We start from the raw sequence: 1,407 nt of genomic DNA, 5'->3' as shown, positions 1-1,407 counted from the left end.
CCAATGATGAACATCCACTTTAAACTCATTCGGCACCACTTTAAGCATATTCAGTTCAACTTGATCGACATTTTTGCCTGGGGCAAATTTAGTCCGGTTTGCTAACCTAAAAATATGCGTGTCAATGGCAATGGTTGGCCAGCCAAAAGGTAATTATGCTAGACAGGCGCAAAGGTTTGCATTCGTATTCATGTTAATGGACTGTTTAAAATAATGTCGCTACATCGTATATTCTTTGAACTTAATCGTTTAAGGTGTTCCACAAATGAAAAAACTTACGCTCATATTACTGCTTTTAGGGCTGTGTGCTTGTACTAATATAAGTAAAAAAACTAAGACAACGAATATTTCCTCAAATTATGTTCCGCAAGAATATGTGAAGTTAACGCATCCTCAGTGGAGTAAGAATGCAAGTTTTTATCAAATTAATACGCGACAGTTCACGCCTGAAGGAACATTTGCAGCCGCTGAGCATCAACTACCACGATTAAAAGAACTTGGCGTCGATATTCTTTGGTTAATGCCGATTCATCCGATTGGCGAAGAAAACAGAAAAGGGTCGCTGGGTAGCCCTTATTCAGTAAAAGATTACTACGGTGTTAACCCTGAGTTTGGTACTTTAGATGACTTAAAAAGCTTTGTTAATGCTGCTCACGAATTAGGTATGTACGTTATTTTAGATTGGGTCGCGAATCATAGTGCCTGGGATAATGAATTAAGGCATAAGCACCCAAATTGGTATACAAAAAATTCGCAAGGCAATTTTCAACCTACGCCTTGGTGGGATTGGTCAGACATAATAGACTTTGATTATAACGTACCAGAAATGCGTGAATACATGACTGATGCAATGAAGTATTGGGTCAAAGAAGCTAACATTGATGGTTATCGATGTGATGTAGCAGGTTTTGTTCCTCTAGATTTTTGGGAAAACGTTAGGTCAGAGCTAGACGCGATCAAGCCTGTTTTTATGTTAGCTGAATGGGAGATGCGGGATTTACATGCTAAAGCTTTTGATGCTACTTATGCATGGTCTTGGCAGGAAGCTATTCATGATATTTTAAGTGGTCACGCTGATCTAAATAGGTTGTTTGTATACTATTCATGGAATGAGGGAGCTTACCCAAAAAATAGCTACCGGATGACGTATGTTTCAAATCACGATGCTAATTCGTGGGAAGGTACCGTATTTGAACGTTATGGTAGTGAAGAAAAAGTAGCGACAGCTATTGTATTGTCTATTGTCGGTGAAGGTATGCCATTAATTTATAATGGACTTGAAGCTGGGAATAATAAGCGGCTTGAGTTTTTCGAAAAAGATCCTATTAAATGGAAAGAGCATGAGTTTAAGCCATTGATTCAGAAGCTCTTAGCTTTACAGAAACAAAATAGTGCGTTATGGCATGG

General features: G+C 38.5%; 1 protein-coding gene and 1 pseudogene. One reads left to right on the top strand and one right to left on the bottom strand.

Annotation, left to right across the window (positions count from 1 at the left end):
* Nucleotides 1–147: pseudogene (locus H5185_RS22145) on the bottom strand (endonuclease III); the annotation flags it as partial.
* A 118-nt stretch (nt 148–265) separates the two neighbouring features.
* Between H5185_RS22145 and H5185_RS22140 the strand changes: the two are divergent.
* Nucleotides 266–1,407: alpha-amylase family glycosyl hydrolase (locus H5185_RS22140; protein ID WP_182743316.1), on the top strand; the 1,142-nt coding region annotated here is incomplete at its 3' end.

Source organism: Shewanella sp. SG44-6 (genome assembly GCF_014164185.1).
GTDB lineage: Bacteria > Pseudomonadota > Gammaproteobacteria > Enterobacterales > Shewanellaceae > Shewanella > Shewanella vesiculosa.
This window is presented reverse-complemented; position numbering and strand designations above follow the sequence as displayed.